This window comes from Desulfamplus magnetovallimortis (genome assembly GCF_900170035.1).
Lineage (GTDB): Bacteria > Desulfobacterota > Desulfobacteria > Desulfobacterales > Desulfobacteraceae > Desulfamplus > Desulfamplus magnetovallimortis.
Genome location: NZ_LT828574.1, coordinates 1 through 8,135, shown reverse-complemented (window position 1 = coordinate 8,135; position 8,135 = coordinate 1). Strand labels below are relative to the sequence as shown.

11 protein-coding genes and 1 pseudogene are annotated in these 8,135 nt (G+C 36.4%); 9 read left to right on the top strand and 3 right to left on the bottom strand.

The window, feature by feature from the left end; genetic code table 11:
• A partial coding sequence (locus MTBBW1_RS26655; RefSeq protein ID WP_080809913.1) for a YkgJ family cysteine cluster protein occupies positions 1 to 559 on the top strand: 559 nt, incomplete at its 5' end.
• Between the two features lie 65 nt (positions 560 to 624).
• On the opposite strand, the gene MTBBW1_RS26650 is transcribed toward MTBBW1_RS26655, so the two are convergent.
• A complete protein-coding gene (locus MTBBW1_RS26650) occupies positions 625 to 1,698 on the bottom strand; it encodes a flavin monoamine oxidase family protein (protein WP_080809890.1) in 1,074 nt (357 codons plus the stop codon).
• A gap of 188 nt (positions 1,699 to 1,886) precedes the next feature.
• Complete coding sequence (locus tag MTBBW1_RS26645; protein WP_080809887.1) at positions 1,887 to 2,468, bottom strand: hypothetical protein; 582 nt, start codon at positions 2,466 to 2,468, stop codon at positions 1,887 to 1,889.
• Between the two features lie 693 nt (positions 2,469 to 3,161).
• Between MTBBW1_RS26645 and MTBBW1_RS30500 the strand changes: the two genes are divergently transcribed.
• The 4 genes from MTBBW1_RS30500 to MTBBW1_RS26630 are packed head-to-tail and all read left to right on the top strand — an operon-like array spanning position 3,162 to position 5,682.
• A complete protein-coding gene (locus MTBBW1_RS30500) occupies positions 3,162 to 3,317 on the top strand; it encodes a nucleotide-binding protein (RefSeq protein ID WP_139786926.1) in 156 nt (51 codons plus the stop codon).
• On the top strand, positions 3,287 to 3,988 hold the full coding sequence (locus MTBBW1_RS26640) for an AAA family ATPase (RefSeq protein WP_080809884.1): 702 nt from the start codon (positions 3,287 to 3,289) through the stop codon (positions 3,986 to 3,988). The genes MTBBW1_RS30500 and MTBBW1_RS26640 overlap by 31 nt, the downstream gene beginning before the upstream one ends.
• Positions 3,985 to 5,322 (top strand): hypothetical protein, encoded by a 1,338-nt coding sequence (locus MTBBW1_RS26635; RefSeq protein WP_080809882.1) that lies wholly within the window; start codon positions 3,985 to 3,987, stop codon positions 5,320 to 5,322. The genes MTBBW1_RS26640 and MTBBW1_RS26635 overlap by 4 nt, the downstream gene beginning before the upstream one ends.
• A gap of 48 nt (positions 5,323 to 5,370) precedes the next feature.
• A complete protein-coding gene (locus MTBBW1_RS26630) occupies positions 5,371 to 5,682 on the top strand; it encodes a hypothetical protein (RefSeq protein WP_080809880.1) in 312 nt (103 codons plus the stop codon).
• On the opposite strand, the gene MTBBW1_RS26625 is transcribed toward MTBBW1_RS26630, so the two are convergent.
• Positions 5,679 to 6,101: a GNAT family N-acetyltransferase gene (locus tag MTBBW1_RS26625; RefSeq protein WP_080809878.1), complete on the bottom strand. Its 423-nt coding sequence runs from the start codon at positions 6,099 to 6,101 to the stop codon at positions 5,679 to 5,681. The two genes, MTBBW1_RS26630 and MTBBW1_RS26625, sit on opposite strands and share 4 nt — an antisense overlap.
• Positions 6,102 to 6,249: 148 nt before the next feature.
• On the opposite strand from MTBBW1_RS26625, the gene MTBBW1_RS26620 reads away from it, so the two are divergent.
• The 4 genes and pseudogenes from MTBBW1_RS26620 to MTBBW1_RS26605 form a co-directional block, all read left to right on the top strand.
• Positions 6,250 to 6,531 carry an integration host factor subunit alpha gene (locus tag MTBBW1_RS26620; RefSeq protein WP_080809874.1) on the top strand — a complete coding sequence of 94 codons (282 nt, stop codon included), beginning with the start codon at positions 6,250 to 6,252 and terminating at the stop codon, positions 6,529 to 6,531.
• A 22-nt stretch (positions 6,532 to 6,553) separates the two neighbouring features.
• Complete coding sequence (locus tag MTBBW1_RS26615; RefSeq protein ID WP_222424193.1) at positions 6,554 to 7,066, top strand: DUF6398 domain-containing protein; 513 nt, start codon at positions 6,554 to 6,556, stop codon at positions 7,064 to 7,066.
• Between the two features lie 96 nt (positions 7,067 to 7,162).
• Positions 7,163 to 7,432: an HU family DNA-binding protein gene (locus tag MTBBW1_RS26610; RefSeq protein ID WP_080809872.1), complete on the top strand. Its 270-nt coding sequence runs from the start codon at positions 7,163 to 7,165 to the stop codon at positions 7,430 to 7,432.
• 101 nt (positions 7,433 to 7,533) lie between these two features.
• Positions 7,534 to 8,135: pseudogene (locus MTBBW1_RS26605) on the top strand (hypothetical protein); the annotation flags it as partial.

Sequence of the window (8,135 nt, the reverse complement as noted above, 5' to 3'; positions counted from 1 at the left end):
ATTTGATGAAAAAACCAATGGATTAAAAACAGAACCTGCTTGTCATAGGGGATGTGGGTATTGCTGCAAAGAGGCTGGAAGAATTGATATTACAACCCTTGAAGGACTGGCTATAAGAAATGCCATGCAGGCATTACAAAGACCTCGGCAAAAAAGCCTGACAAAATCTTTTCAAAAAGAGATCAAACAGAGAGAACAGGGAATTGTTGCTCCATGTCCTTTTTTAATGAAAAACAGTGCTTGCATGATCTATGACGACCGACCTTTTTCTTGCCGGAGAATTTATTCTACTCATGTGTGCAGCCAAGATAATCCCCCTGTGGTCAGCCGTCAGATCATGGACATTGCAGATAAAACCATTCTCGAATTACAACAACTGGATATTACCGGTTATTCTGGTCACATGTCTTACATCCTGTATATGCTTTCCACGCCAAAATTTTTAGATACATATCTTAAAGGGGAATTCAAACCTGAAGAAATAATGGTCTTTGGACAGTCCCATAAAATAGCCATTAATAAAATGATGCTACATTCAAACCATAAGGTTAATCGATAACAATAACAGCAAAGCCATATTAAATCTTCTCTCCTTTTACCTATTTCTATTTACACAAACAATTCTTAATTTACCATAGAAACAGCCCTTTCAGCACTGTATAGTGCACCTTCAAGATAGCCACCAAAATGCTCTGCTGTTTCTGTTCCTGCAAAAAGAAATGTATCGTTCCAAATGCTTGTTTTTCCGGCAGGTGGAAGAAACTCAGGGTGATTGTGTGTGCTCCTGTGATCATATTCAGTTGCAGTGAATTCCTCCCTTGCCCAATCCTTGTAATAGACACCTATTGGCTGCCCCGCCTTTTTTCCATAAAGAGTAGCAAGTTGAGTGAGGATGGCCTGGACTGTAGTGTCACTATCTTTACGGCGTAATGCAGGAATAGATACAAATCCAGTTAGCCCATAAGGTGGGTTGGTCTCATCTGAACCATCATGAATCTCACCCAAGGGGCCACATACGCTAAAACCTTGTCCAGAAAGCCCAATATGTCGCCAATTAGCTTGATTATAAATGGCAAAAAATTTTGCTTGTCCTGCCATCCATGTGCTTGTTCTCAACATTGCCTGGGTAAGATTATATGATAAATCTGGTGTAAACAAAATAGAACTGGCTGCAAGCCGAGGTGGTAAAGCAAGAATAACTCTTAATGCTTTCAACGAACACTTAGGCTTCATATCATGATGACCCACAATGACCTGAACACCATCGTCCATTTGTTTAATTTCACATACAGGATGATTTAATCGGATAACACCTTCAGGGATACGGGAGCAAAGCCCGTTTATAAGAGATATCATACCACCGGCAACTCTCCATCCAGGAGGATTCATCGGATAACCTTCTATGATTTCAGCATGGCCATCCTTGGCCTGACACAAAGCAAATCCCCTTTCAAACTGCGGATAGCCTTTAAGACCCAATGTCTGTAGCAATGCGTTCACATTCGGATTTATCATTGGCCAATACCATGATGGTCCAAGATCAACAAAAAAACCCTGATGCTCTGGACTTAAAATTCTACCACCTACACGAGATCGAGCTTCAAGCAAAATAAACGATTTTTTTCTGGCTGCCAGCAGAAATGCAGAGTAAATGCCGCTCAGACCACCCCCGATAATTATAGTATCTGTTTCTTCCATATATATTATAAATGCCTTAGACCCCTTACATAGTTTAATATCAAAGATTCAAAAATCTCGACAAAACAATAAATATCTTCATATAAAACACACCACAATATTGTATAAATTTGCAACAAGAAAGATACCCCACAAAAAAAAGGTGACTTATTTAGCCACCCTACATTATCACACTCAAATGTGAACTTCTATTCAAACATGTTAGGCCCTGGAGGAGTTCCACCTGGGTCAGGCATTTCTGCAATCAGACCGCCGGTACCTGCGTCTCTTACAAACCAGGCATCCTCTCCTTCCGGTGGTGGATCAGGAATAGGGTCAAACTCCATTGCAACATCTTCAAGATTAAAATCTGTTTGAGACCAGTGGTCTATATGAGCCACTGAAGGAAAATTATTAATCACGGGTTCAGGTATGACTATTGGAGTTGCACTGACTCTTCCACTTCGATCTGAAGGCCCAGGTACATTTATTGGAGTTGCAGCTACGCCACCTGCTCCAGATGGAATGCCAATCACCATGGCACGGTCTGAACCTGGGACTCCAATGACAATTAACTGATCAAATAAATCATTGCTGGTTCCATCTTTTTCAAGAACAACACTGAAAACACCTGTTTCAGAGCCGTCTTCCTGGACAAAGAAATCCGTGTAGCCAACAACCATGGAACCCAGAAGATGAGTTGGTGTCCAAACCAGCTCCTCATGTGCATGAACACTTCCGCTAAATGACAGTACAAACAGACTCATTATAGTAACGATTGCTTTTTTCATGGTGACCTCCCCTTAATGAAGTTAATTTTAAAAGCATGTTATCTATTTATATATCAAATAGTGTGCCATGATTGCATATCATTGATTTTATTGATCATATCAACATACAGCTTAATTTAATAGATTATATTGTCAACTATATAAGACGACTTTGTGTTAACAAAATCATACACATATCGTCAATTATAGATAAATCGTGTTTTTGTTATGATACCCTGCAAATAGAAAAAGATAATCCTTTTGATGTACAATAATAATAGGTGAAATCTGATGTGCTATTCAGGTTGATCTCTGCCATTTTAATCTCCCTGTCCAAATCTTCAATAAAGTAATGTATGTTTCTGATATCCGCCTTCAACCCTCTTTAAATAGGTGATCTTTTTTAATGGCAGCCCCTTAAAAGTTAAGATTTTACCCAAGAGGTATAAAATATTTCATGATAATTAAATTCAAGCAACTCTTTAAAAAAGTCTTCCTGTAATTCATGAGACATAACTAATAAACAAAAAATCTAATTCCTGACAGACAAAATAAACGATAGATTCTTATTAATATGTTTAAAAGGGTGGCATGAATCAATGACATAGGGATAAAAAAACCTTAGTCAACGTTTACTTATTTTATTTAATATAATTATCTTTTAAGCAAATATTAAAAATCTTTATTGACATTATAATATGTTATCCAATATGTATGAATACATACTATAAACAAAAATCATACAAAACAACAAACGGATATAAGTATATGATTATAACAATCGGGAATAATAAAGGTGGTACTGGAAAAACTGCCATAGCGACTCACCTTTCAATTGCATTATCGAAGTTCAAAAAAAAGTTTTATTGATTGACAATGACCCACAATGTAATTCTACGAGCATCATAGGTGCTACATCAAAACAAAATACTCTTTATTCACTTCTATCTCAAGAAACAATAAGCGACCAGTGCAATCTTTCAGACTTCATTAGCACAACACCTTTTGAAAAACTATGGTGCCTACCAAATTCTCTTGATTCTTCAGGTAATAGCCTTTTTTTTACACAAAATTTTCCAGATTCACTTTTTTATTTACGCAATAAAATCCGAAATCAGGCAATTGAAAAATTTGACTATACCATTATCGACTGTCCTCCCACATTAGACACACCTCTTGGCATGGCTCTATGTGCCAGTGATGCTATTATTATTCCTGTTGAAGTTGGATCAATGCACAGCATTGACGGATTAAATCACGTTTTAGAACTTGTTTCTGCAATGCAACAGTTTAATCCTGAATTAACTTTTCTAAAATTAGTAATGAATAAAGCAGATAGAAGAACTGCAATTTCAAAAGCAATGATCACAGAAATACAAGAAAACTATCCTGAAAAATACTTTGAGACAATACTCCCAATCTGTACAGCAGTCCAACAAGCTGAATATTTAAGAAAGACATTATTTTCACACGCCCCTACAATCAATATGATTTCTACGTATAAATCGCTTGCAAAAGAGCTGATTGAGGTAACAAAATGAGTTTTGCTAATTTGGTCAAAAAAGCAGCAATAGAAAGAAAGTCTCAACATGAAAAAATAAAGAAAAAGATGGATAGTTTATCATCCACAAATTGTGATAAAAACAATGAAAACCAATTAACACCAACTAACACCAATGAACACCAACTAACACCAACTAAAATTAACGCCAACAAAAGAACACCAACTAACACCAATGAACACCAACTAACACCAACTAACACCAATATTACACATAATAATAACGATGGAAAAGACTTAGAAAAAACAGAACACCAACTAACACCAACTGACACCAATGAACACCAATTAACACCAACTAAACACCAGCTAACACCAACTAAACAAAAAACAGAACACCAACTAACACCAACTAACACCAATGAACACCAATTAACACCAACTAAACACCAACTAACACCAACTACTTTAGTTGGTGACCACCAATGGACACCAACTAACACCAATGAACACCAACTAACACCAACTAAAATTTTTTATGCAAGTGAAAAACAAATGCAAATTTATAGCTGGCTCTTCAAAAATAGAGAATACGGAAGATACAACAGGGGAATGCTTGATAGAGAGTTAAAAATAAGCAGAGATACTATAAAAACAGTACTTTTGAAGTTCAAAGAAGAACAGATAATATCTACAGGACGCTATGACTATGCCAGTAAAACAATACCATACAATATAAACTTTTCTATTGCGGTAAAATCTATCTTAGATGAAGATAAACACCAACTAACACCAACTAACACCAACTATATTGCAGAAGGTCAGGTGGTGTCTTATAAGAAAGAAAGAAAGATCCTTTTTAAAAATCTATCTTTCTCCGATTTTTGGCTCGACCAAGGTTTAACCCAACAAAAGCTTGATACCTGGATTGAAGAATTCAATTTCACAGAAGAGGAATGGGAAACTCAACTGATGTTTGGCGCTAATGAACCCAAAGTTAAAAATGCTAACAATCCGATTAAGTACTTCTATAAGTCATTAAAACAGGGAGGATTAACCAGGCCGGATGGTTTTGAGTTTCCTGAAGAACGTCAAGCCCGAATCCGTAAAGAAGAGCTTGAAGCAAAAAAACGACTTATTGAAGAAGAAGAAAAGTTAAGAGAGCAAGAAAAAGAGCTGGCAGCTAAAGAGTCTTTTCTACTGTTGCTCAAAGATAAAGAACTTATCGAAGAGGCTGTTAAAGAATTTGAGAAAAGCTTTGTATCAACACAATTTAGGCTATCTATCAAGGCTTTCAGAAACACAGGTGCTTTAGATGACAGACTTGAGACACGTTTAAAAATATGGCTGAGAACTTCAAAAGAGTGTACCTGAAAAAAAACTTTCAAGTATAAATGAATTAAAAATTAAAAGGGTTGATCAATGAGCAATAAGAAACCCTCCATAAAAACGCCAAAATTTCCTCAAAGAGACTTGTTTGGGTATATACTCAAGTCATCCTACCTGTATTCTCCTGATAGTCCCAAAAAAGCATTTTACACGCTTTCCCTTGAATTTGAGTTCAACCAGTATGTCATAAGAAAAAAAAGTGGCTTTGGTGATAAAATTCTTGACCGCAGAGAATGGACATATCAAACTCTTCATGAAGCAGAAAAAAGTTTTAACAACCGCATTAAGCAGAAGACCCGCCCAGATAGAAAATCCCCACGCCACTACATTGAGATTAAAAGTTAATCAGTAAAGCCTTTTTCTCTTTTCTGATCAGGATTGATGAAATTTGCCATGCCTGTTTTCATTCTTCTAAAATCGTGCTTTGTGTAAAAACCCTCTTTTCCTGGTGATGCGTACAAGATAACATTGCAGCCTTGAAGATTCTCCATTATGCTTTTCAGGATGATTTTCCCAATGCCTCTGTTTTGATATTCCGGCACGACTGCTATGTCATAGAGAGCTGCCTGATATACACCATCGGATATTGCCCTTCCAAAGCCGATCATTTGACTGTTAATATAGGAAAATACTGTGGTATGGCTGTTCATAAATGCCTTCTTGTGAAGATGCGGAGCATAGTGTCCCATGCCTACCTGTTTAAGTATTTTTGTTACATTGTCCCAATTGACATCGGTGCAGTCAAAACTGATTTTTATATCCATGTGATGAGCCTCCAGGGCTTTGCAGGTTTATTTTTACGATTTACTGTCCATTAGCCTAAAAAAGATTAAAAGATTATATCGACTTTTTTGGTCTGTCGATATATGAAGAAAATTTTTGTTTATAATATCAAGATCATGGAGAATATGCGTGTCTTTAACCAAAAAAGATATTGTTGCTGCCATTACAGAAAAAAGATACCTTTCCCACATTAATGCCGGAAGGGCTGTGGAAGACCTGCTGGAGATCATCAAGGAATCTCTTGAGTCAGGAGAGGATGTTATGATTTCAGGGTTTGGCAAGTTCTGTGTCAAGGAAAAAGCTTCACGAAAGGGCAGAAATCCTGCCACTGACAGCACAATGACTCTTCCTGCACGCAGGGTTGTTACTTTCAAATGTGCTGGAATATTGAGAGATAAGTGCCAGACATAGTTAGCAAATTAAAGGGAAAATCATGGCAAAAGTAAAAAAATCAGAGACTGTTCCTAAAGCAATGCAAGTAACTTATGATAAGATTGTGGCAATCACAGATAGTGTTGCACAAAAATATCTCAATGAAGAGTACGGGCAGCTCATCCGGTATGCAACAGCGGCATTGTGTCGAAAGCGTCCTTCTCCTCTCGGTAAAGGTAGAGTCAACAGTTGGGCATGCGGAATCACATATGCCATAGGGTCTGTTAATTTTCTGTTTGATCGGAGTCAGGAACCTTCAATGAGTGCAACCGATCTCTGTGTCGCATTTGGTGTCAGTAAAGCCACTGGAAGCTCAAAATCAAAGGAAGTCAGAGATATTTTAAAGACCTATCAACTTGATCCCAATTGGTGTCTTCCGAGTAAAATGGACGACAATTTAAGAGCATGGTTGATTACTGTTGATGGGTTTATGGTTGATGCTCGTAATCTTCCCCGAGAACTTCAAGAAGTTGCTTATGAAAAAGGACTTATCCCTTATGTGCCTGGTGAGTGACACCATGAGTGCAGATTGATATAAATTTTATCAAATATATCTGTTAATCCAGAATCAGGAGATGCTTTCATTGAACAAAAATGATTAAATGATTTCATTATTGCACTACAGGAAAAATCTAACATCCCCCGTTGGAAAGCCTCAGAAGTGGTCAGTATTTTTTTTAACGAGATGACCAATGCCCTGGCAAAAGGTGAACGTGTTGAGATAAGAGGGTTATGTTCCTTCTACGTTAAAGAATATCCGGGCTATATTGGCAGGAATCCCAAGACCAGTGAAAAAGTCCAGATAGCAGGTAAAAGACTTCCTGTTTTCAAGTGTGGGAAGGAGCTGAAAAAGCGGGTCGACTATAAGAAGGGGAAATGATATTTCTAATATAGAGCATCTGGTTTTTTTAAAGCCTGTTAGATGAAAAGATGACCTTTTCGAATATCCCTCAATTATCCCATAAGTCATAAGAGCCAAGAATGTTTTTAGAGAGAGAGCATAATCTATTTATAAAAAATACAGTTTCAAAAATAAAATCTATAAATGCATTTATTCATAACACAAAATTTTTTATTCAATATTGCGACATGAATCAAATTCTTACAAAAAAAGTAAAAGCCTTTTTTAAGAATACACCAAGCAAAAGAATGCCAAATTATAATAAACATGGTGGATTTCAATATAATAATTACAAGGCATTCATGTATTATGCTCCCACAAATAAGAACTTGCCTTATTTATCTTTAACAACATCGGACTCATCATATTCTGCGCTTTCTAAATTAAATCAAATAATTCCAAATCTTGAGTTATCCCAAATAGAATACACAATAGATCTGTTCTGCCAAGATGAAGCTCATATAGTAGATCTGTTTTATTTGCTTAGAAAAAATATGTTTTTTTCAAAATGCAAAGATACCTCGACAAAATTAGGTGGAAAAGTTAGCAGGACAGACCTTGAAAGAACTACTAATGCAGTTTATCAAGTTAATTTTAAAAGCAAATCAAGATATATCAAAATTTATGAAAGAGGGCATGATAATAAAAAGAAATATACGTTGAAGAAGAAAAAAGTATATTG